Source organism: Burkholderia sp. Bp9015 (assembly GCF_003853505.1).
GTDB lineage: Bacteria > Pseudomonadota > Gammaproteobacteria > Burkholderiales > Burkholderiaceae > Burkholderia.
Genome location: NZ_QTPZ01000016.1, coordinates 77,717 through 97,205 on the forward strand (window position 1 = coordinate 77,717; position 19,489 = coordinate 97,205).

The window sequence follows — 19,489 nt, forward strand, 5'->3', positions numbered from 1 at the left end:
ATGAACGTCCTGTACTGGCTCGATCCGTGGGAACCGTCGCCGACCGTGGTCATCGCGGTGCTGACGGCCGCCGTGCTGTTCGCGCGCGGCGTGAAGAAGGCGAAGGTGTCGCCGCTGCGGCAGTTCTCGTTCTGGCTCGGGCTGACGGCGCTCTACATCGCGCTGCATACGCGGCTCGACTACTTCTTCGAGCACGAATTCTTCCTGCACCGCGCACAGCACCTGGTGCTGCATCACCTCGGGCCGTTCTTCATCGCACTGGCCTACCCGGGCGCCGCGATCCGCGCGGGCATTCCGTTTCGCTGGCGGCAGCGCTTCGTGCGCCCCGCGCTCGCGTGGGCACCCGTGCGCGCGACGCTCGACGTGGTGTTCCATCCGGTCGTCGCGGTCGTGCTGTTCGTCGGGCTGATCTATTTCTGGCTGCTGTCGCCGATCCACTTCGTCGCGATGCTCGACTGGCGCCTGTATCGCGTGATGAACTGGAGCATGGTGATCGACGGGCTGCTGTTCTGGTGGCTCGTCGTCGATCCGCGTCCCGCGCCGCCCGCGCGGCTGTCGCCGGGCCGCCGGATCCTGATCGTCGTCGCGGCGATTCCGCCGCAGATCGCGCTCGGCGCGCTGATCTTCTTCACGCCGCACGAGCTGTATCCGATCTACTCGATCTGCGGACGCGCGTTCACGTGGCTCAGCCCGCTGCGCGACCAGCAGATCGGCGGCCTGCTGCTGTGGATTCCGGGTTCGATGATGAGCGTGATCGGCGCGCTGATCGCGCTGCGGCACTGGTTGCGGTTGTCCGCGCGCGGCCGCTTGATCGAAGAGCGGGCTGCCGCCCTGCACGCGGCACGCCCGCCGGTGACGCGCGCCGCCCACTGACGGCGCGCCGCGCGTCAGCCGCGCGCGCTGGTCATCCACACGTGCGGGATGCCGTCCTCGTCGTGCACGTCCGAACTCGGCGTGAAGCCGAATGCCCCGTAGAAGCGCTGCAGGTGCGCCTGCGCATGCAGGCTCACCTGCGCATCCGGCCACTGCGCGCGGATGTGCCCGATCGCGCGAGAGAGCAGCGCGTTACCGAGGCCGGCGCCGCGAAACGCGGCGGTCGTCAGCACGCGGCCGATGCGCACGTCAGGGTGCTGCGCATCCGGCAGCAGCACGCGCAGGTAACCGGCGAGACGGCCCGCGGGATCGTATGCGGCCAGGTGCCACGCAGCCTGGTCCGCACCGTCGATGTCGCGATAGACGCAGTTCTGCTCGACGACGAACACGGCGCTGCGCGCGTCGAGGATCGAATAGACTTCGCGCGCCGTCAGCGCGTCGAAGAATTTCCAGTGCCAGTCGAGATCGTCGGCATGCAGGGATGCGGCGGGTGCGGAAGCATTCATGGTCGGTCCTGATTCGGGCGCGCCGGCCGGCGCGCGGCAACCGTCGATTATGCCTCGAAGCGCACGCGGCACGCGTGCCGCCCTTCCGCGCGCGAAAAAAAGGCCCCGCATTGCGCGGGGCCTGTCCGTCATGCCGGCATCTGGCCGAAGCGGCCGTTGTTGAAATCCTCGATCGCGGTCCGGATTTCCTCTTGCGAGTTCATCACGAACGGGCCGTAACCGACGACCGGCTCATCGATCGGCTCGCCGCTCAGGATCAGCAGCTTGGCGTCGCCGTTCGCTTCGATCTCGACGTCGCGGCCGTCGCGGCTCAACTGCACGAACTGCGCTTCACGGGCGACCGTCTCGCCGTTCACCAGCAGCGTACCGCTCAGCACGACCACCGCGAGCGTGCGCCCTTCGGCGATCGGGAACCGCGCACGGCCGCCGGCTGCGAGCCGCACGTCCCACACGTCGATCGGCGTGTGCGTGCGGGCCGGGCCGCGCCGGCCGTCGAATTCGCCCGCGATGATCCGCGCGCGACCTGCGCCGTCCGGCAGTTCGACCACCGGGATGTCCGCGTCCAGAATCGTCTGATAGCCGGGCGCACCCATCTTGTCGGCGGCGGGCAGGTTCACCCACAGCTGCACCATCTCGAGCGGGCCGCCCCGCTTCGTGAACGCTTCCGAGTGGAATTCCTCGTGCAGGATCCCGCTCGCGGCCGTCATCCACTGCACGTCGCCCGGGCCGATCACGCCGCCCGCACCGGTCGAGTCGCGGTGCGCGACTTCGCCGTCATAGACGATCGTCACCGTTTCGAACCCGCGGTGCGGGTGCTGGCCCACCCCGCGCGGTGCCGAAGCCGGCTCGAAGTTCGCGGGACCCGCGTAGTCGAGCAGCAGGAACGGGCTCAGGTGCGTCCCGTGAGACTGGTAGCTGAACATCGAACGCACCGGGAAACCGTCGCCGACCCAATGACCGCGCGGCGCACTGTACACACCCTGGATCTTCTTCATTTGCCTTCTCCGAATTGCGGCGAAACACGTGTTTCGCAACCTGAGTAGGAATATAGAGGTGGAACGATCGATCCGGTAGACTGCCAAAATCGCACTCAGCGTTCTATTTCATGAACGATAACGAACGGGATCTGAACGATCTCTATTACTTCGTGCAGGTGGTCGAGCACGGCGGCTTCGCGCCGGCCGGGCGCGCGCTGAACATGCCGAAGTCGAAGCTGAGCCGCCGCATCGCGCTGCTCGAGGCGCGGCTCGGGATGCGGCTGATCCAGCGTTCGACGCGCCGTTTCACCGTCACCGACGTCGGCCAGACCTACTACGCGCATTGTCGCGCGATGCTCGTCGAGGCGGACGCCGCCGACGAGGCGATCGCGCTGCTGCACGAGGAGCCGCGCGGCATCGTGCGGCTCAGTTGCCCGGTCGTGCTGCTCGATTCGCTGGTCGGCACGATGATCGCCGCGTTCATGGTCGCGTGCCCGCGCGTCGAGATTCACCTGGAAGCGACCAACCGGCGCGTCGACGTGGTCGGCGAAGGGATCGACGTCGCGATCCGCGTGCGCCCGCCGCCGCTCGAGGACAGCGACCTCGCGCTGCGCGTGCTGGCCGAACGCGGCCAGTGCCTCGTCGCGAGCCCCGCGTTGCTGCGCGAGCGCGGCGTGCCGGCCGTCCCCGCCGACCTGACCCGCCTGCCAAGCCTCGATCACGGCGTGCCGCAGGCCACGCACGTGTGGCGGCTGCGCGGCCCCGACGGCGCGCATGCGGAAATCCACCATCAGCCGCGGCTCGTCACGGGCGGCATGCTCGCGCTGCGCGCGGCCGCCGTCGCGGGGGTCGGCGTCGTGCAGCTGCCGACGATGATGGTGCGCGACGAAGTCGCGCGCGGCGAACTGGCGACCGTGCTGCCGGACTGGGCGCCGCGCCGCGAGATCGTGCATGCGGTGTTCGCGTCGCGGCGCGGGCTGCTGCCCGCGGTGCGCGCGCTGCTCGATTTCCTGGCCGAGCGGTTCGCCGAACTCGAGCCCGATTGAGCGGCATCGCCACGGCGGTCACCCCGCGTTCGGCGTTCGGCGTGTGCGTCGCGAACCGGACGCTGCAGACCGGCCGCGCGTGCCGTAGACTGCGGGACGCGCATCGCGCTTTTCACGCCGTTTTCACAACCCCGCTGTTCACAACCTCTTTTCGCCTTTCAGCCATGTTCACGCTGTCCACCGACCCTCACGCCTCCAAGGCCGAACTCTATGCGACGCTCGTCGAGCAGGCACGCGCGCTCGTCGAATCGGAACGCGACCTGACCGCGAACGCCGCGAACTTCTCCGCGCTCGTCTATCACTCGCTCGACCGCCTGAACTGGGCCGGCTTCTATTTCTTCGACGGTTCGGAACTCGTGGTCGGGCCGTTCCAGGGCAAGCCCGCGTGCGTGCGGATCGCGCTCGGCAAGGGCGTGTGCGGCACGGCTGCGCAGACCCGCGAGACGCAGGTCGTGCGCGACGTGCATGCATTCCCCGGCCATATCGCCTGCGATGCCGCGTCGGAATCGGAAATCGTCGTGCCGCTGGTCGCTGCCGACGGCACGCTGATCGGTGTGTGGGACGTCGACAGCCCCGTCGCCGCGCGTTTCGACGACGAGGACCGCAACGGAATGGAAGCGCTGTGCCGCGTGTTCGTCGAACACGCGTGGCAGAAGGCGCGCGGTCGAGCCGCGTGACGCTGCCAGCGGCGGCTGCGGAGGCCGCAGCCTGCTGATCGCGCCGCTTGGCCGCCAACGAAAACGGGCCCCGCTCATTCACGCGGGGCCCGTTTTCGTTGCGTCGCGGCGCGCAGCGCGCCGCGTGTCAGGCCGCGTGCGTGCCGGAAAGCGCCGCGAACGCCGGCGGCTTCACGTCGTCCGACAGGATCTCGAAGCCCTGCTCCGTCACGACGACCATGTGCTCCCACTGCGCGGACAGCGAATGATCCTTCGTGACGACCGTCCAGCCGTCCGCCAGCACGCGCGTATCGCGCTTGCCCGCATTCAGCATCGGCTCGATCGTGAAGATCATCCCCGGCCGCAGCGGCACGCCGGTGCCCGGGCGACCATAGTGCAGCACCTGCGGCTCGTCGTGGTACACGTCGCCGATCCCGTGCCCGCAGTACTCGCGGACCACGCTGAATCCCTCACGATGCGCGACCTGCTGGATCGCATAGCCGACGTCGCCGAGCGTCGCGCCGGGACGCACCGCGCGGATGCCCGCATGCATCGCCTCATAGGTCGTCGCGACGAGGCGCCGCGCGAGTTCGCCCGGCTCGCCGACGAAGTACATGCGGCTCGTGTCGCCGAACCAGCCGTCCTTGATCACCGCGATGTCGAGATTCACGATGTCGCCGTCGCGCATCGGCCGCGACGACGGAATGCCGTGACAGACCACGTGATTGACCGACGTGCACAGGGTTTTCGGATAACCGTGATAGCCGATGTTCGCCGGGATCGCGCCGAGCACGTTGACGATATATTCGCGGCAGCGCACGTCGAGCTCGTCGGTGGTGACGCCCGGTTTCACGTGTTCGGTGATCATCGTCAGCACCTGGGACGCGAGCTTCGCGGCCTCGCGCGACTTGGCGATTTCCGCGGCACCGCGGATCGGGATTTCGCGCCTCGCCATTACGCCACCTGCTCGATGCCGTGGGCGACGACCGATTCCGTGCGGCCGGCATCGCCGCCGCGCGCTTCGGTCTCGATCAGCAGCCGGCAGATATCGCCGTAGGACAGCGACGGGTTGAGTTCCGCCAGCATCCCGACGCGCAGCCAGTGCTCCGCCTGTGCATTGATCGAACGGCTCAGCGCGGTACTGGTCGAGCGCAGCCGTTCGTGCATGTGCTCGGATATCTTGATGATTCCCATATGTCTCTAATTAAACGAAATATAGTCGTTTCGTATATTACGCTCACCCCGGTCGCCCGGCAAGCGCCCGGCTGCCGGCGAATCGCCGATCCGGGATCCCGTTGACATCGAATTCCAACTTGCTGGAAAATAAATCCATCATGAAAGAATCAACCGACGCCCCTGGCGACGACACCGGCATCAACGAACGCATCGCCCGGCGCGTGCGCGAGCTGCGCACGCTACGAGGCTACACGCTCGATGCGCTCGCCGCGCGTTCCGGCGTCAGCCGTTCGATGATCTCGCTCATCGAGCGCGCGTCGGCGAGCCCGACGGCCGTCGTGCTCGACAAGCTCGCGGCCGGTCTCGGCGTGTCGCTGGCCGGGCTGTTCGGCGGCGATCGCGACGACGCGCCCGCGCAACCGCTGGTGCGGCGCGCGCAGCAGGCGGAATGGCGCGATCCGGCGTCCGGTTACGTGCGGCGCAACCTGTCGCCACCCGGCTGGCCGTCGCCGATCCAGCTCGTCGAAGTCGATTTCCCGCCCGGCGCGCGCGTCGCGTACGACTCCGGCGGGCGCGAAAGCGCGCTGCATCAACAAATATGGGTCATCCACGGGCGCGTCGACGTCACGTACGGCGACCAGCTTCACGAACTTCACGAAGGCGACTGTCTGGCCATGCGCGTCGATCAGCCGCTGATTTTCAGCAACCCGTCGTCGCACGTCGCGCGCTATGTCGTCGCGATCTGCGATGTCCCCGCCGCCGCCGGCGCGCGGAGTGTTTCATCCGTTCAAGGCCGACAGGCGCAGGAGCCCGCATGAATTCCCCGAAACCGCGCGAAGACGTGCGCCTGATCGATTGCAGCGAGGCCGAGCATGCCGCGGCCATCCTCGACATCCTGAACGACGCGATCGTGAATTCGACCGCGCTGTACGACTACCGGCCGCGCCCGCCGGAAGCGATGGTCACGTGGTTCGCGACGAAGCGCGCCGGCGGTTTTCCGGTCGTCGGCGCGGTGGATGAATCGGGCACGCTGGTCGGCTTCGCGAGCTGGGGCACGTTCCGCGCATTCCCCGCGTTCAAGTACACGGTCGAACACAGCGTGTACGTCCACCGCGACCATCGCGGCCGCGGGCTCGGCGAGCTGCTGCTGCGCGAGTTGATCCGGCGGGCGCGCGAAGCCGAAGTGCATGTGCTGGTCGGCTGCATCGATGCGACCAACGGCGGCAGCGTCGCGCTGCACACGCGCCTCGGCTTCGTGCACTCGGGCACGATCACCGAAGCGGGCTTCAAGTTCGGCCGCTGGCTCGATGCGGCGTTCTATCAGCTGAGGCTCGACACGCCGGCTCGGCCGGTCGATGGCTGATCGGCATCGCCGAATGTTTGGCACGCTCATGATGACGCGGGCGGCCGCTGCCGCGGTCCGGAAAACGGCATCGACACCCCGTCGGATCTCGAATCGGAAATTCGCAAACAGGTTTTAGACGAACCGGCCGACGGCAACAATCCGAATCGCAGGACGATCATGCTGCCGATCCTGAACAGCAAGGGCCGGCATCTGCTCGCGATTTACGACTATGGCGGCAAGAGCACGTCGAAGTGCGAGCGGGTGACGCTGACGTATCCGGCGGAGTAGCCGGGCGGATCGAGCGCAGAAAAAAGAAAAGCCCCGCCGAAGCGGGGCTTTTCTTTTCTTGCTGGAGGCGCGAGCCGGAGTCGAACCGGCCTAAACGGCTTTGCAGGCCGCTGCATAACCGCTTTGCTATCGCGCCAAAAGCGGACTGTCCGGATGCCGTTGAGGCAAGCGACAGATTTTTTATTCGAGGACCAACAGTCCATCAAATAAAAAGGGAAGCGTGGCTTCCCCATGACTTGGAGCGGGAGACGAGTCTCGAACTCGCGACCTCAACCTTGGCAAGGTTGCGCTCTACCAACTGAGCTACTCCCGCATGTGTCCTGCATCTGCAGCGCTTTGCCTTACAACACGCTGCCAGAAAAAATCTGGAGCGGGAGACGAGTCTCGAACTCGCGACCTCAACCTTGGCAAGGTTGCGCTCTACCAACTGAGCTACTCCCGCGTATTGCTGCGCTACTGCTTCCCCGTCACACACTTACTTCGTCGTGCAGCGGAGAAGCGAGATTATGTCGAAGGCACATTCGTGTGTCAAGGGCTTTTCCAGCCCTTTTTCCAAAAAACTGGGAAACGACCGTGCAGGGGCCGGTCACGCGCCGCCGCGCTCGCGAATCTGCGGCCATGCGAGCTTCATGTAGTACAGCATCGACCAGATCGTCAGCACCGCGGCGAGGTACATCAGCCACTCGCCCCACGCGCGCGTGTCGATCGTCGCGATGCCGAGCGGCAGCGGGCCGTAGTACAGCAGCATCGGAATCGCGACCATCTGGCACGCGGTCTTGAACTTGCCGAGCTGGTTCACCGCGACGCTCTTCGACGCACCGATCTGTGCCATCCATTCGCGCAGCGCCGAAATCGCGATCTCGCGGCCGACGATCACGAGCGCGATCGCCGCATCGACCCGCGAAATCTGCACGAGGATCAGCAGCGCGGCCGTCACCATCAGCTTGTCAGCGACCGGATCGAGGAACGCGCCGAACGACGACGTCTGGTTCCACTTGCGGGCGAGAAACCCGTCGAACCAGTCGGTCAGCGCGGCGAGGATGAAGATCGCCGCCGCCGCGAGGTTGCGGTGCGCGCCGCCCATCACCGTGTCCGGCAGATAGAACACGCCGACGACGAGCGGGATCAGCACGATCCGTACCCACGTCAGGAAAATCGGGAAATTGAACGGCATGGCATGCGGGTCAGTAAAGGATTCGCAATTGTGCCGTGTCGACCGGCCTGCCACAAGAACGCGAGATCGCGCTCAGGCGCGGCCGGTCGCACGGCCGGATCAGTGAAGCTGCTTGTAGATCTGCTCGGCGAGCGCGTGCGAGATGCCGTCGACGCTCGCCAGCTCCTCGACGCTCGCCGCGACGACACCGCGCAGCCCGCCGAACCGCGCAAGCAGCCGCTGCCGGCGTTTCGCACCGACCCCTTCGAGCTCCTCGAGCCGCGAGGTCTGGCGCGCCTTCGCCCGTTTCGCGCGCATCCCGGTGATCGCGAAGCGGTGCGCCTCGTCGCGGATCTGCGCGACGAGCATCAGCGCGGCGCTCTCCTTGCCGAGTTCGAGCGGCGTGCGGCCGTCCGCGAACACGAGCGTCTCGAGGCCGACCTTGCGCCCCTCGCCCTTCGCGACGCCGACCAGCATCGACGTATCGAGCCCGAGCTCGGTGAACACCTGGCGCGCGATCTCGACCTGCCCCTTGCCGCCGTCGATCAGCACGATGTTCGGCAGCAGGCTCGATGCCTCGGCCTGGCGCGTCGATTCGCCGTCGATGCCGGCCGCATCGTCGGCGGCCGCCGCCTGCGCGGCCTGCTCGACCATCTTCTCGTAGCGGCGCGTCAGCACCTGCCGCATGGCCGCGTAATCGTCGCCCGGCGTGATGCCGGTGATGTTGTAGCGACGGTACTCGCCCGACTGCATCTTGTGATGGTGATAGACGACGCACGACGCCTGCGTCGCCTCGCCCATCGTATGGCTGATGTCGAAACATTCGATCCGCAGCGTCGCGAGATCGTCGCTTTCGAAGCCGAGCGTTTCCGCGAGCGCGCGCGTGCGCGCCTGCTGCGAACCCTGCTCGGACAGCAGCCGCGCGAGCGCGATCTGCGCGTTCTGCTCGGCCATCGACAGCCACGCGCGCCGCTGCCCCTGCGGCTGCCGCACCAGCGAGACCTTGTGACCGGCCTGCTCGGACAGCAGCTCGAGCAGGTCGCGGCTCGCGGGCGCATGGCTCACGACCAGCACGGGCGGCACGCGATTGCCGAGATAGTGCTGCGCGATGAACGCATCGAGCACCTCGGCCTCCACCGACGCGCCCGCGTCACGCGCGGCGGCAGCATCTTCCGCGGGCCGCTCGGGCAACGCCGCAGCGGTGTCGTCGGCAGCCTCCGCTGCCTCGCCCTCGCCCTCGCCCTCGGCCTCGTCGCCGAGCCCGCCTTCGGCCAGCGTCAGCGCACTTTCGACGTGCGCCGGGAAATAGGCCTTGTCGCCGAGATGCCGGCCGCCGCGCACCATCGCCAGGTTCACGCACACGCGTCCGCCCTGCGCGACCACCGCGAGGATGTCGACGTCGCTGTCGCTGCCGACCTCGATCGCCTGCTGGTGCAGCACCGTCGCGAGCGAGCTCATCTGGTTGCGCACGGCGGCTGCCTGCTCGAACTTCAGCTCGGCCGCGAACGCGTGCATCTTTTGCTCGAGTTCCTTCATCACTTCCGATTGCCGGCCGAGCAGGAAGCGCGCGGCGTTCGACACGTCGATCGCGTAGTCGTCCTCGGAAATCGCGCCGACGCACGGCGCCGTGCAGCGCCCGATCTGATGCAGCAGGCACGGCCGCGTGCGATTGTTGAAGACCGAATCCTCGCAGGTGCGCAACTGGAATACGCGCTGCAGGATCTGGATGCTCTCGCGCACGGCCCACGCGCTCGGGAACGGCCCGAAATACTGGTTCTGCTTGTCGACCGAGCCGCGGTAGTACGCCATGCGCGGAAAGCGGTGCGCGGTGAGCTTCAGGTACGGATACGACTTGTCGTCGCGAAACAGGATGTTGTAGCGCGGCGCGAGCGCCTTGATCAGGTTGTTCTCGAGCAGCAGCGCTTCCGCCTCCGAGCGCGTGACGGTCGTCTCGATGCGCGCGATGCGCGTGACCATCATCGCGATGCGCGGCGACAGCTGCGTCTTCGTGAAATAGCTCGAGACGCGCTTCTTCAGGTCGCGCGCCTTGCCGACGTAAAGCACGGCGCCCGCCGCATCGTAGTAGCGGTAGACGCCCGGCATGTGCGGCAGTTGCACGAGGATCTTCTTCGGTTCGAACGGGGTGTCGGCGGCTTCTGGGGATGTCATGCGCGATTCGGGTGCCTTGTGGCGCGGAACGGGTCCATTAGAATCGCCAGTTTAGAGCATTCACCGGTCCGCTTCGATGCCCCGCACCGCCCCCGCCTCCCCTGCCTCCGCTGCGCCGCTCGCGCCCGACGAACCGATCGCGTGCGACCTCTTCTGCACCGTGATCGACAACTTCGGCGACATCGGCGTGTGCTGGCGCCTCGCCCGCCAGCTCGCGCACGAGCACGGCTGGCAGGTGCGCCTGTTCATCGACGACCTGCGCACGTTCGCGCGGCTGCTGCCGGGGGTCGATCCCGATGCCGGGCGGCAGACGCTCGACGGCATCGTGATCGAGCACTGGCATGCGGAAGTCGGCGACGCACTGGAGATCGCCGACGTCGTGATCGAGGCCTTCGCGTGCGAGCTGCCCGGCGCCTATCTCGCCGCGATGGCGCGCCGCGCGCGCCGCCCGGTGTGGATCAATCTCGAATACCTGAGCGCCGAGGACTGGGTCGCCGATTTCCATTTGCGGCCGTCGCCGCATCCGCGCTATCCGCTGCTGAAGACGTTCTTCTTCCCGGGACTGTCGGCCGGCACGGGCGGCGTGCTGAAGGAACGCGACCTCGACGCGCGCCGGACCGCCTTCGAAGCCGACGCGGCGGCGCGCACCGCCTGGTGGCGGCATGCGACGGGCGACGCGCCACCGGCGCCGGGCACGACCGTCGTCAGCCTGTTCGCGTATGAGAATCCGGGCGTCGACGCACTGCTCGCGCAGTGGCGCGACGGCGCGTCGCCCGTCGTCGCGCTCGTGCCCGCCGGCCGCGTGTCGCCGGCCGTCGCCCGCTTCTTCGGGGTCGAATCGTTCGGCGCCGGCGCGCGCGCAAGCCGCGGCAATCTGACCGCGTACGGGCTCGCGTTCGTCCCGCAGGCCGACTACGACCCGCTCCTGTGGGTGGCCGACGTCAACTTCGTGCGCGGCGAGGACTCGTTCGTCCGCGCGCAGTGGGCGCGCAAGCCGTTCGTATGGCACATCTACCCGCAGGCCGACGATGCGCACCTGCCGAAGCTCGACGCCGCGCTCGCGCACCTGTCGGCCGGCCTCGCCGACGCACCGCGCGCGGCACTCGGGCGCTTCTGGCATGCATGGAACGGCGCCGGCACGCCCGACTGGGCCGATTTGCTGCAACACCGTGCCGCACTGGATGCCAACGCGGCGTGCTGGGCCGACGCGCTGGCGAGCGTCGGCGATCTCGCCGGAAAGCTGGCGGAATACGTAAAATCTCAGTTAAAATAAGCGGTTATCCGACGGCTGACCACGCAAGCGCTCGCGTTTGGGGCTCTTGGCACCTACCGGAACGCACCGCCGCTTGCGCCGTCAGCCGTTGCGCAACGCTCAGGCACCTATTTATTTGATTGGATCAGGACAGTTTTTATGAAGACCGCACAGGAACTCCGCGTAGGCAACGTCGTGCAGATCGGCAGCGAAGCATGGGTCATCGCAAAGGCGGAATACAACAAGTCGGGCCGCAACTCCGCCGTCGTCAAGATGAAGATGAAGAACCTGCTGACGAACGCAGGCCAGGAATCGGTCTACAAGGCTGACGACAAGTTCGACGTCGTCGTGCTCGACCGCAAGGAAGTGACGTACTCGTACTTCGCCGATCCGATGTACGTGTTCATGGACGCCGACTACAACCAGTACGAAGTCGAAGCGGAAATGATGGGCGAAGCGCTGAACTACCTCGAAGACGGCATGGCGTGCGAAGTCGTGTTCTACAACGAGAAGGCGATCTCGGTCGAACTGCCGACGATCCTGGTTCGCGAGATCACCTACACGGAACCGGCCGTCAAGGGCGACACGTCGTCGGGCAAGGTGCTGAAGAACGCCAAGCTCGCAACGGGCTTCGAACTGCAAGTGCCGCTGTTCTGCAATACCGGCGACAAGATCGAAATCGATACGCGTACGAACGAATATCGCAGCCGCGCGTAATCGCCTGCGATTTCCGGATCGAACAAAGCGCCCTGCGGGGCGCTTTTTGTTTGTCTGGCGTCAACAGCAGCGGGCGTGGGCACCATGGACAGCACGAAATCCAGCATTAAAGGTATTCAATTTGTATCATCGGTAACTGTTTTATAGCGTGAAAGAAATAATGCACGTCAGGCGTTCAGCGGGGCATAAAATCAGTTTTTAATCTGACATGCGGCTGCGGCCGGCTCGATGGCCGACAGCCCGCCTCTCTTGACTCGACTCGCGTCCACCATGCCACACGCCCTGATTGTCGAAGACGATCCCAACAGTCTGTCCGGCCTGACCGCGCTGCTCGCCGCAGACGGCTTCTCGGTCGACACGGCCACGTCGCTCGCCGAGGCACGCACGGCGCTCGGCCGCTCGATTCCCGATGTCGTCCTGGTCGACCTGAACCTGCCGGACGGCAGCGGGTTCGATCTGCTCCAGCACCTGCCGCAGCAGCAACCGAACGGCTCGCTGCCGGTGATCGTGCTGACGGGCAACGCGACGGTCGAGAGCGCGATCGAAGGCCTGCGTCACGGCATCTGGGACTACCTGCTGAAACCGATCAACATTCCGCGCCTGCGCAGCCTGCTGGCCCGGATTCCGCGCCCCTACGAACTGATCGACGAAGTGCGGACGCTGCGCGCGTCGCTGCGCCACCTCGGCCGCTTCGGCGCGCTGGTCGGCCGCAGCGAGGCGATGCAGCACGTGTACGACATGATCGAGCACAACGCGGGCACCGAAACGGCCGTGCTGTTCACCGGCGAAGCCGGCACCGGCAAGAAGCTGGCCGCGCGCACGCTGCACGACCTGAGCCGGCGCCGCAAAGGGCCGTTCGTGTCGTTCGACTGCCGCACGATCGCCCAGGCCGGACGCCACGGCGCGTCGCTCGACAGCGTGCTGTTCGGCCATGAACGCGGCGCGTTCGACGGTGCCGAGCGGCGCGAGTCGGGCCTGTTCGAACAGGCCGGCGGCGGCACGCTGTTCCTCGACGAGATCACCGCACTGCCGCTCGTGCTGCAGGAGGCGCTGCTGCATGCGCTCGACTCGCAGAACTTCATGCGGATCGGCGGCACGAGCTCGATCGCGAGCGACTTCCGGCTGATCGCGACCACGCGCCGCCCGGCCCGCGAGGCGGTCGCGAACGGCATGCTGCGCGAGGATCTGTGGCTGCGTCTCGATGCGGCGTCGATCACGATGCCGCCGCTGCGCGAACGCGACGGCGATGTCCTCGCCATCGCGGACGCGCTGATCGACGACCTCAACCGCGAAGCGCGCGGCACCGGCCGCAGCACGACCGATAAGCGCGCAGCGCCGGGCTTCGTGCGCGAATGCGTGTCCTACGAATGGCCCGGCAACGTGCGCGAACTGCAGGAGCGCGTGCGCTTCGCCTATGACGCATCCGGCGATTTCATCGAAACGCTGCGCGCGGGCGAAGCAAGCTTCGCGGCCGGCGCCGCGCTGAACGGCAGCAGCGTTCAGATCAAGGTCGGCACCCCGCTGTCCGACGTCGAGGATCTGCTGATCCGCGCGACGCTCGACGCGGTCGGCGGCACGCGCCATCGCGCAGCGACGCTGCTCGGCATCAGCCCCAAGACGCTGTACAACAAGTTGCAGCGGATGAAGGTCAACTGACCGGGCGGCCGTTGTTCGGGGCGCCGGCCGGAGCTGACGGTTAGTTGCGCAAAGGCGTGTGGCCCCATGCTTCGCCGTCAAAGCAAAAAAGCCGCGCAAAAGCGCGGCTTTTTTGCTTTCGGCAACGGAACAGGCGGCCTCGCACCGCCCTTCCCGCTTACGCCAGTGCGCTGCTCAGCAGCGCCTGCGCCTGCAGATACTCAGGCTGCGCGATCAGCTTGTCCCACTTGAGCGGCTTGCCGCGCGCCCGCATCCGCTTGATGCGCCGCACCGACTCGGCCGACGCCTGCGCCTTCAGGCCGTTCAGCACGACTTCGGCCGCATCCGGCTGGTTGCAGACGAGCACCATGTCGCAACCAGCGGCGAGCGCCGCGTCGGCCGCCTGCGTGAGCGTGCCGCCCTCGCGTGCCGCCTCCATCGACAGGTCGTCGCTGAAGATCGCGCCCGTGAAGCCGAGCTGCCCGCGCAGGATGTCCTGCAGCCACACGCGCGAGAAGCCGGCCGGCCGCTTGTCGACCTGCGTGTAGATCACGTGTGCGGGAATCACCGCGGTCAGCGCCAGGCCGAGCCAGTCGTACGGCGCAACGTCCTGCTTGAGGATCGCGTCGAGCGGCCGGTCGTCGGTCGGCAGCGCGACGTGCGAATCGGCTTCCGCGAAGCCGTGCCCCGGGAAATGCTTGCCGCAGTTCGCCATGCCCGCGAGCGACAGCCCGTGGTTGAGGCTCTTCGCGAGCAGCGTGACGACGCGCGGGTCGCGATGGAACGCACGATCGCCGATCACCTTCGAGTGCCCGTAGTCGAGATCGAGCACCGGCGTGAAGCTCATGTCGATGCCGCATGCGCGCAGCTCGGCCGCCAGGATGTAGCCGACCGCGGTCGCGACCTTCGTCGCGAGCAGCACGTCGCGGTCCCACAGTTCGCCGAGGCGGCGCATCGCCGGCAACACCGTGAAGCCGTCGGTGCGGAACCGCTGCACGCGGCCGCCTTCGTGATCGACGGCGATCAGGATGTCCTCGCGCACCGCGCGGATCGAGTCGGTCAGCGCGGTGAGCTGCGCACGGTTCTGGAAATGCCGCGCGAACAGGATCACGCCGCCGGTGTTCGGATGCGCAAGGCGCCGCGCATCGTCGCGCGACAGGGCCGTGCCGACGACGTCGAGCATGACCGGGCCGGGAGTCGTTTTCATCGAATCGGAAAGTCCGTCAGGGAGTGGTTCGGGAAACAGGTGCGGGTGCAGGCGGCGCTGCGTCGGTCTCGGCGACCACGAACGACACCGCGTAGTCGCGTTCGTCGCTGACCGTCACGCGCGCCGTGATGCCGCGCGCGGCGAGCCAGTCGGCCAGCTCACCCGACGCGACGACGTACGGCTCGCCGCTGCGCTGGTTGAGGGTCTGCAGCGCGCGCCACGTCATCGGCCAGTGCATGCCGAGCCCGATCGCCTTCGAGAACGCTTCCTTCGCGGAAAAGCGCGTCGCGAGAAACGCGATGCCGCGCGCCTCGGAGCGCGCGCGGCGCGCATGGAACACGCGCAGTTCGTCGGGGCCCAGCACCTTCTCGGCAAACCGGCCGCCCGTGCGCTCGAGCACGGCCGCGATGCGGCTCACCTGGACGATGTCGGTACCGATGCCGTAGATCGCCATGTCAGCGCCCGCCGTGACGCACGGACGACGCCGGGTGACGAGCGAAGCGCGCGCGCACGCAATGCATCGTCAGCGCGCGCCGCCGTGCAGCGCGGCCACACGCGCGGCGACCATGATCGCCTTCATCTCGCGCACCGCGTTGTCCCAGCCCGCGAAGATCGCGTGCGCGACGATCGCGTGGCCGATGTTCAGCTCGACGATGCCGTCGATCGCGGCGATCTGCTGCACGTTCGTGTAATGCAGTCCGTGACCGGCGTTGACCTTCAGGCCCAGTTGCGCGCCGGCCTGCACGCCCGCGACGATGCGTTCGTATTCGCGCTGCTGCTCGGCTTCGTCGTGCGCATCGGCGTAGCGGCCGGTATGCAGCTCGACCACCGGCGCGCCGGCTTCGTGCGCGGCGCGGATCTGCGTTTCGTCCGGATCGATGAACAGCGACACGCGCACGCCGGCGTCGGCGAGCTGCCGGCATGCCGCACGCACGGCCTCGAAGCGGCCGGCGACGTCGAGACCGCCTTCGGTCGTCAGTTCCTCGCGCTTCTCGGGCACGAGGCACGCGTCGTGCGGACGCACTTCGCATGCGATGTCGAGCATCTCGGCCGTCACCGCGCATTCGAGGTTCATCCGCGTCTTCAGCTGCGGGCGCAGCGTGCGCACGTCGGCGTCGACGATGTGGCGGCGGTCCTCGCGCAGGTGCAGCGTGATCGCGTCAGCACCGGCCTCTTCGGCCGCGAGCGCCGCGCGGATCGGATCGGGATAGGCCGTGCCGCGCGCGTTGCGCAGCGTCGCGACGTGGTCGATGTTCACGCCGAGGTCGATGACGGTGGGCGTTGTCAGGAAGAAGCTCATAGGTTTTGCAGGTCGATCAGGATCTGACGCGTGGCAAGCGGCGTACCGCCGAGATAGGTGTTCAGCAGGAAGCGCATCAGCGTCTTGCTTTGCGCGACCGTCTGGGCTCGATGGTAATCGTCCTGCTCCATGTCGAGCAACGTCTGTCCGGTAATCACCGGCCAGTGCGACGGCACGTCGTCGTCCGCATTGCGCACGCCGCGCTCGGGATCGAACACGTAGCGGCGATCGGGCTCGACCGCCCGGCGCGCGACCGTGCGGTTCAGCGCCATCGCATAGCCGGTCTCGCGCAGCAGCACGCGCTCGAACGAGCGCAGCACCTGCACCGCGGGCTCGCCGTGCGCGAGACGCGTCAAGGTCAGCACGTAATGATTGAAGAGCGGCGGCTGCGGATCCTCGCGCGCGCAGAATTTCACGAGCAGCTCGTTCGCGTAGAAGCCGCACAGCAGCCCGTCGCCGCCGAGCGGCAGCATCCCGCCGACCCACTCGGCGCCCGTCAGCGTGCGCACTTCGGATTTGCCCGACCAGGACAGCAGCAGCGGCTGGAACGTCTGCAGCACGCCGCGCAGCGCGGAGTGCGGGCGCTTCGCGCCCTTCGCGACGAGCGCGAGCCGGCCGTGATCGCGCGTCAGCACGTCGATGATCAGGCTCGTTTCCCGGTACGGATAGCTGTGCAGCACGAACGCCGGCTGCTCGGCGACGCGGAAATCGGACGTGCGAGAGGTCGCGCGCCGCGCCTTGCGACGCGGCGGTTCGGGCGGTGCCGGCAATGGCGCGTCGTTCGCGCCGGCGGTCACCGCATCTTCGGTCGACGTCAGCGCGTCATTCGTACCCATAGGCGCGCAGCCCCGCCTCGTTGTCGGCCCAGCCGCTCTTCACCTTCACGAAGGTCTCGAGGTACACGGGGCCGTCGAACAGCTTCTCCATGTCCATCCGCGCCTCGGTGCTGATCTGCTTGAGCTTCTCGCCCTTCTTGCCGATCACCATCGCCTTGTGCGAATCGCGTTCGACGAGGATCGTCGCGAAGATGCGCTTCAGGCGCCCTTCCTCCTCGAATTTGTCGATCAGGACGGTGCTCGTGTACGGCAGTTCGTCGCCGGTCCAGCGGAACACCTTCTCGCGCAGGATTTCGGCCGCGAGAAAGCGCGAGCTGCGGTCGGTCAGCTCGTCCTCGCCGTAGATCGGCTCGCCTTCCGGCAAGTACGGCTTGATCGTGTCCAGCAGGCGCTTGATGTCTTCCGGCTTCTGCGCCGACAGCGGCACGAGCTCGGTGAATTCGCGCAGCTCGCTCACCTTCTGCATGAACGGGAACAGCGTAGCCTTGTCGTTCACGCGGTCGATCTTGTTCGCGATCAGCAGCGTCGGCATGCCGGGCGGGATCAGGTCGAGCACCTTCTGGTCGTCGGGCCCGAAGCGGCCGGCCTCGATCACGAACAGGATCACGTCGACCGACGTGAGCGTCGACGTGACCGCGCGGTTCAGCGAGCGGTTCAGCGCGGTGCTGTGACGGGTCTGGAAGCCCGGCGTGTCGACGAACACGAATTGCGCGTCGTCGAACGTGTTAATGCCGGTGATGCGATGGCGCGTGGTTTGCGCCTTGCGCGACGTGATGCTGATCTTCTGGCCGACGAGTGCGTTCATCAACGTCGACTTGCCGACGTTCGGGCGGCCCACGATCGCGATCATGCCGCAACGGAAACCGGTAGGAGCGGGAGTGTTCATATCGTTTGGGAGACAGGTTCGGAAACGGCCGCGCGACGCGCGGCACGATCGATGGGCAATTCAGTGATCGGCATCGGCCACGCGCGCCTGCGCGGCAGCGAGGCTTGCGCCGCCCTGCGGCGCCTCGGGGCCGGGCGCCGCGGCGTCGCGGGCGCGCGGCGTCGCACGCGAAGCGGCGTCGGAACCGGCAGCAGGCTTGTCGGCGGACGACACGGCCGGATCGGTCGCCTGGCCCGCCGGCTTGTCGGCTGCACGGGGCGCGCCTTCGGCTGGCTTGTCAGTGCGTTCGGCTGGCTTGTCCGCCGCGCGCGCGCCGGGTTCGCTGCGATCCGCCGGCTTGTCTGACGGTTTGTCGGTCGCCTTGTCGGCAGGTTTCTCGCCAGGCTTGTCGGCCGTCGGTTTCGCGGGCCGGTCGGCCTTGTCCGCGGCTGTATCGACATGCGCCGCGCGAATCGCGGCCATCGGCGCCTGCGCCGGCCGATCGCCCGGCTGTGCGCCGGCATCGGCCGCTGCGGACGCGGCGGCGGCCGCCTTCGCGTCGCGCGCCGCCGCACGCTCCTTGCGCTCCGGAGAACGCAGGTCGAGCGCTTCCTGCACCCCCTTCACGCCGGGCACGATTTCAGGCTCGACATGCTTCGACCCGCGTGCGTTCTTCGAACGCTTCGGCTTCGCGGCCAGCATCGGCGCGGCTGCCAGCACCTCGTCGAGCGCCTTCTTCGCGGCGGCCTGCTCGGCCGCCCGCCGGCTCGCGCCGGAGCCCGACACCTTCACGTCGAGCTTCGGCACCGTGCATTCGACCTCGAACTGCTGATTGTGCGCCGCACCATGGGTCGCGACGACCGTGTAGGTCGGCAGCGCGATCTTGTGCCCCTGCAGGTATTCCTGCAGCAGCGTCTTCGCGTCCTTGCCGAGCGTGCGCGGATCGATGTGGTCGAGAATCGGGATATAGAGGCGCTTGATGACCCCTTGGGCGGCTTCGAAGCCGCCATCGAGGAATACCGCCCCGATGATGGCTTCGAACGCGTCCGCGAGGATCGACGGGCGACGGAAGCCGCCGCTGCGCAACTCGCCCTCGCCCAGCCGCAACCCTTCGGAAATATTCAGGGCCTGAGCGATTTCATACAGCGACTGCTGCTTGACGAGATTGGCGCGCACGCGCGACAGGTCGCCTTCGTCCAGCTTGCTGAAACGCTGGAACAAAAGGGCGGCCACCGCGCAATTCAGAACGGAATCGCCGAGAAACTCGAGCCGTTCGTTGTGCGTGGCACTGTGACTGCGATGGGTCAAAGCCTGGCGCAACAATTCCGCATTGCGAAATTCGTAGCGCAGCCGGCTTTCCAACTGGGATAGGGGCATGTGCAGGAGTATAACGCGGGCGCCGGTCGGGCCGAAACGGCACGGCCGGACGCGAAAAGGCGTGACGAGGCGGTGTTGCCGCCGGTTCTTAAAGTAGTTCGGCAATACGCG

At 67.3% G+C, this 19,489-nt stretch carries 20 protein-coding genes and 3 tRNA genes; 8 read left to right on the forward strand and 15 right to left on the reverse strand.

What is annotated here, in order from left to right; translation table 11 throughout:
• A complete protein-coding gene (locus DIE12_RS18660; RefSeq protein WP_124521357.1) occupies nucleotides 1-873 on the forward strand; it encodes a cytochrome c oxidase assembly protein in 873 nt (290 codons plus the stop codon).
• Nucleotides 874-887: 14 nt separating this feature from the next.
• Here the strand turns inward: DIE12_RS18660 and DIE12_RS18665 are convergent, their stop codons facing one another.
• Complete coding sequence (locus tag DIE12_RS18665) at nucleotides 888-1,379, reverse strand: GNAT family N-acetyltransferase (protein ID WP_124487421.1); 492 nt, start codon at nucleotides 1,377-1,379, stop codon at nucleotides 888-890.
• 128 nt (nucleotides 1,380-1,507) lie between these two features.
• On the reverse strand, nucleotides 1,508-2,374 hold the full coding sequence (locus tag DIE12_RS18670; RefSeq protein ID WP_124521359.1) for a pirin family protein: 867 nt from the start codon (nucleotides 2,372-2,374) through the stop codon (nucleotides 1,508-1,510).
• A gap of 110 nt (nucleotides 2,375-2,484) precedes the next feature.
• Here DIE12_RS18670 and DIE12_RS18675 point away from each other — a divergent pair, with 110 nt between their 5' ends.
• Together DIE12_RS18675 and DIE12_RS18680 are read left to right on the forward strand one after the other, a co-directional pair.
• Nucleotides 2,485-3,402: a LysR family transcriptional regulator gene (locus DIE12_RS18675; protein WP_124521360.1), complete on the forward strand. Its 918-nt coding sequence runs from the start codon at nucleotides 2,485-2,487 to the stop codon at nucleotides 3,400-3,402.
• A 164-nt stretch (nucleotides 3,403-3,566) separates the two neighbouring features.
• Nucleotides 3,567-4,079 (forward strand): GAF domain-containing protein, encoded by a 513-nt coding sequence (locus DIE12_RS18680; RefSeq protein WP_124487423.1) that lies wholly within the window; start codon nucleotides 3,567-3,569, stop codon nucleotides 4,077-4,079.
• A 127-nt stretch (nucleotides 4,080-4,206) separates the two neighbouring features.
• On the opposite strand, the gene map is transcribed toward DIE12_RS18680, so the two are convergent.
• A complete protein-coding gene (map, locus tag DIE12_RS18685) occupies nucleotides 4,207-5,013 on the reverse strand; it encodes a type I methionyl aminopeptidase (protein WP_124521362.1) in 807 nt (268 codons plus the stop codon).
• On the reverse strand, nucleotides 5,013-5,252 hold the full coding sequence (locus DIE12_RS18690) for a ParD-like family protein (protein WP_124521364.1): 240 nt from the start codon (nucleotides 5,250-5,252) through the stop codon (nucleotides 5,013-5,015). Before DIE12_RS18690 ends, map begins: the two co-directional genes overlap by 1 nt.
• A gap of 140 nt (nucleotides 5,253-5,392) precedes the next feature.
• On the opposite strand from DIE12_RS18690, the gene DIE12_RS18695 reads away from it, so the two are divergent.
• Both DIE12_RS18695 and DIE12_RS18700 read left to right on the forward strand, forming a co-directional pair.
• Nucleotides 5,393-6,052, forward strand: coding sequence for a helix-turn-helix domain-containing protein (locus tag DIE12_RS18695; protein ID WP_124521366.1), 660 nt, complete (start codon nucleotides 5,393-5,395; stop codon nucleotides 6,050-6,052).
• A complete protein-coding gene (locus DIE12_RS18700; protein WP_044844756.1) occupies nucleotides 6,049-6,597 on the forward strand; it encodes a GNAT family N-acetyltransferase in 549 nt (182 codons plus the stop codon). The genes DIE12_RS18695 and DIE12_RS18700 overlap by 4 nt, the downstream gene beginning before the upstream one ends.
• Before the next feature lie 332 nt (nucleotides 6,598-6,929).
• Here DIE12_RS18700 and DIE12_RS18710 read toward each other — a convergent pair.
• From DIE12_RS18710 to uvrC, 5 genes are all read right to left on the reverse strand, one after another.
• Nucleotides 6,930-7,003 (reverse strand) — tRNA-Cys (locus DIE12_RS18710).
• 101 nt (nucleotides 7,004-7,104) lie between these two features.
• Nucleotides 7,105-7,180 (reverse strand) — tRNA-Gly (locus DIE12_RS18715).
• Nucleotides 7,181-7,233: 53 nt separating this feature from the next.
• Nucleotides 7,234-7,309: transfer RNA gene (locus DIE12_RS18720), tRNA-Gly, on the reverse strand.
• A gap of 144 nt (nucleotides 7,310-7,453) precedes the next feature.
• Nucleotides 7,454-8,041: a CDP-diacylglycerol--glycerol-3-phosphate 3-phosphatidyltransferase gene (gene pgsA, locus DIE12_RS18725; RefSeq protein ID WP_124487447.1), complete on the reverse strand. Its 588-nt coding sequence runs from the start codon at nucleotides 8,039-8,041 to the stop codon at nucleotides 7,454-7,456.
• 99 nt (nucleotides 8,042-8,140) lie between these two features.
• Nucleotides 8,141-10,189, reverse strand: a complete 2,049-nt coding sequence (gene uvrC / locus DIE12_RS18730; protein WP_124521368.1) for an excinuclease ABC subunit UvrC — start codon at nucleotides 10,187-10,189, stop codon at nucleotides 8,141-8,143.
• A 76-nt stretch (nucleotides 10,190-10,265) separates the two neighbouring features.
• Between uvrC and earP the strand changes: the two genes are divergently transcribed.
• The 3 genes from earP (at nucleotide 10,266) to DIE12_RS18745 (ending at nucleotide 13,814) form a co-directional block, all read left to right on the forward strand.
• Nucleotides 10,266-11,462 (forward strand): elongation factor P maturation arginine rhamnosyltransferase EarP, encoded by a 1,197-nt coding sequence (gene earP / locus DIE12_RS18735; protein WP_124521370.1) that lies wholly within the window; start codon nucleotides 10,266-10,268, stop codon nucleotides 11,460-11,462.
• A gap of 138 nt (nucleotides 11,463-11,600) precedes the next feature.
• Nucleotides 11,601-12,158, forward strand: coding sequence for an elongation factor P (efp, locus tag DIE12_RS18740; RefSeq protein ID WP_044844759.1), 558 nt, complete (start codon nucleotides 11,601-11,603; stop codon nucleotides 12,156-12,158).
• Between the two features lie 270 nt (nucleotides 12,159-12,428).
• The gene (locus DIE12_RS18745; RefSeq protein ID WP_044844760.1) at nucleotides 12,429-13,814 is read left to right on the forward strand and encodes a sigma-54 dependent transcriptional regulator; all 1,386 of its coding nucleotides are present in this window, start codon (nucleotides 12,429-12,431) and stop codon (nucleotides 13,812-13,814) included.
• A gap of 157 nt (nucleotides 13,815-13,971) precedes the next feature.
• Here the strand turns inward: DIE12_RS18745 and nagZ are convergent, their stop codons facing one another.
• The 6 genes from nagZ to rnc form a co-directional block, all read right to left on the reverse strand.
• The gene (gene nagZ, locus DIE12_RS18750; RefSeq protein ID WP_124521372.1) at nucleotides 13,972-15,000 is read right to left on the reverse strand and encodes a beta-N-acetylhexosaminidase; all 1,029 of its coding nucleotides are present in this window, start codon (nucleotides 14,998-15,000) and stop codon (nucleotides 13,972-13,974) included.
• A 16-nt stretch (nucleotides 15,001-15,016) separates the two neighbouring features.
• Nucleotides 15,017-15,454 (reverse strand): holo-ACP synthase, encoded by a 438-nt coding sequence (gene acpS / locus DIE12_RS18755; RefSeq protein WP_044844762.1) that lies wholly within the window; start codon nucleotides 15,452-15,454, stop codon nucleotides 15,017-15,019.
• A gap of 69 nt (nucleotides 15,455-15,523) precedes the next feature.
• Nucleotides 15,524-16,300, reverse strand: a complete 777-nt coding sequence (pdxJ, locus tag DIE12_RS18760; protein ID WP_124521374.1) for a pyridoxine 5'-phosphate synthase — start codon at nucleotides 16,298-16,300, stop codon at nucleotides 15,524-15,526.
• The gene (recO, locus tag DIE12_RS18765; protein ID WP_014897645.1) at nucleotides 16,297-17,136 is read right to left on the reverse strand and encodes a DNA repair protein RecO; all 840 of its coding nucleotides are present in this window, start codon (nucleotides 17,134-17,136) and stop codon (nucleotides 16,297-16,299) included. The genes pdxJ and recO overlap by 4 nt, the downstream gene beginning before the upstream one ends.
• Nucleotides 17,123-18,022 (reverse strand): GTPase Era, encoded by a 900-nt coding sequence (era, locus tag DIE12_RS18770; protein ID WP_006476493.1) that lies wholly within the window; start codon nucleotides 18,020-18,022, stop codon nucleotides 17,123-17,125. The genes recO and era overlap by 14 nt, the downstream gene beginning before the upstream one ends.
• Before the next feature lie 60 nt (nucleotides 18,023-18,082).
• Nucleotides 18,083-19,378 carry a ribonuclease III gene (rnc, locus tag DIE12_RS18775; RefSeq protein ID WP_124487452.1) on the reverse strand — a complete coding sequence of 432 codons (1,296 nt, stop codon included), beginning with the start codon at nucleotides 19,376-19,378 and terminating at the stop codon, nucleotides 18,083-18,085.
• Between the last annotated feature and the right edge of the window lie 111 nt (nucleotides 19,379-19,489).

What these genes read in the sequence shown, in the direction of transcription:
- uvrC (WP_124521368.1), bottom strand. Translation starts at nt 10,189, where the DNA reads ATGACATCCCCAGAAGCCGCCGACACCCCGTTCGAACCGAAGAAGATC.
- DIE12_RS18700 (WP_044844756.1), top strand. Translation starts at nt 6,049, where the DNA reads ATGAATTCCCCGAAACCGCGCGAAGACGTGCGCCTGATCGATTGCAGC.
- DIE12_RS18675 (WP_124521360.1), top strand. Translation starts at nt 2,485, where the DNA reads ATGAACGATAACGAACGGGATCTGAACGATCTCTATTACTTCGTGCAG.
- pgsA (WP_124487447.1), bottom strand. Translation starts at nt 8,041, where the DNA reads ATGCCGTTCAATTTCCCGATTTTCCTGACGTGGGTACGGATCGTGCTG.
- DIE12_RS18670 (WP_124521359.1), bottom strand. Translation starts at nt 2,374, where the DNA reads ATGAAGAAGATCCAGGGTGTGTACAGTGCGCCGCGCGGTCATTGGGTC.
- recO (WP_014897645.1), bottom strand. Translation starts at nt 17,136, where the DNA reads ATGGGTACGAATGACGCGCTGACGTCGACCGAAGATGCGGTGACCGCC.
- DIE12_RS18660 (WP_124521357.1), top strand. Translation starts at nt 1, where the DNA reads ATGAACGTCCTGTACTGGCTCGATCCGTGGGAACCGTCGCCGACCGTG.
- DIE12_RS18745 (WP_044844760.1), top strand. Translation starts at nt 12,429, where the DNA reads ATGCCACACGCCCTGATTGTCGAAGACGATCCCAACAGTCTGTCCGGC.
- earP (WP_124521370.1), top strand. Translation starts at nt 10,266, where the DNA reads ATGCCCCGCACCGCCCCCGCCTCCCCTGCCTCCGCTGCGCCGCTCGCG.
- DIE12_RS18665 (WP_124487421.1), bottom strand. Translation starts at nt 1,379, where the DNA reads ATGAATGCTTCCGCACCCGCCGCATCCCTGCATGCCGACGATCTCGAC.
- DIE12_RS18690 (WP_124521364.1), bottom strand. Translation starts at nt 5,252, where the DNA reads ATGGGAATCATCAAGATATCCGAGCACATGCACGAACGGCTGCGCTCG.
- efp (WP_044844759.1), top strand. Translation starts at nt 11,601, where the DNA reads ATGAAGACCGCACAGGAACTCCGCGTAGGCAACGTCGTGCAGATCGGC.
- pdxJ (WP_124521374.1), bottom strand. Translation starts at nt 16,300, where the DNA reads ATGAGCTTCTTCCTGACAACGCCCACCGTCATCGACCTCGGCGTGAAC.
- DIE12_RS18695 (WP_124521366.1), top strand. Translation starts at nt 5,393, where the DNA reads ATGAAAGAATCAACCGACGCCCCTGGCGACGACACCGGCATCAACGAA.
- DIE12_RS18680 (WP_124487423.1), top strand. Translation starts at nt 3,567, where the DNA reads ATGTTCACGCTGTCCACCGACCCTCACGCCTCCAAGGCCGAACTCTAT.
- acpS (WP_044844762.1), bottom strand. Translation starts at nt 15,454, where the DNA reads ATGGCGATCTACGGCATCGGTACCGACATCGTCCAGGTGAGCCGCATC.
- rnc (WP_124487452.1), bottom strand. Translation starts at nt 19,378, where the DNA reads ATGCCCCTATCCCAGTTGGAAAGCCGGCTGCGCTACGAATTTCGCAAT.
- nagZ (WP_124521372.1), bottom strand. Translation starts at nt 15,000, where the DNA reads ATGAAAACGACTCCCGGCCCGGTCATGCTCGACGTCGTCGGCACGGCC.
- era (WP_006476493.1), bottom strand. Translation starts at nt 18,022, where the DNA reads ATGAACACTCCCGCTCCTACCGGTTTCCGTTGCGGCATGATCGCGATC.
- map (WP_124521362.1), bottom strand. Translation starts at nt 5,013, where the DNA reads ATGGCGAGGCGCGAAATCCCGATCCGCGGTGCCGCGGAAATCGCCAAG.